This window comes from Variovorax sp. dw_954 (genome assembly GCF_018449755.1).
Lineage (GTDB): Bacteria > Pseudomonadota > Gammaproteobacteria > Burkholderiales > Burkholderiaceae_C > Variovorax.
The window spans coordinates 1-439 of the sequence record NZ_JAAVVD010000118.1; the positions used below are offsets into that span (position 1 = coordinate 1).

Annotated in this window: 1 pseudogene; it reads right to left on the bottom strand. The window is 66.5% G+C overall.

The window, feature by feature from the left end:
- Positions 1 to 439 (bottom strand): annotated as a pseudogene (locus HB681_RS37780) (aromatic ring-hydroxylating dioxygenase subunit alpha); the annotation flags it as partial.

The window sequence follows — 439 nt, forward strand, 5'->3', positions numbered from 1 at the left end:
CGCCACACCCACTTCGATCAGCACATGGCTCGGCGGCGTGAAGCGGCAGATCTGCCAGCGGTCGACCGGGACGTCGTCGGCCAGGTGGTTGCCCCGCAGCGCCATGCGCCAGAACGGCGGCGCCATGATGTTCTCCATGTAGCGCGCGGTAGTGACCACGTCGCCCTCCGTCACGGTCTTGGTCGGCGTCTCGTCGATCTCGGGCTGACCGATGCTGGAGGAATGCACGTAGGTCTCGTGCGTCAGGTCCATCAAGTTGTCGATCATCAGGCGGTAGTCGCAGTGGATGTGGTACAGCCCGCCGCCGTAGGCCCAGTCCGGGCTGTCCGCCCATTCGAGCGGGTGCAGTGCGCTTTCGTCGGCGCGTGCCGGATCGCCGGGCCAGACCCAGATGAAACCGTGGCGCTCGATCACCGGGTAGGTGCGGATCGCCGGGAAA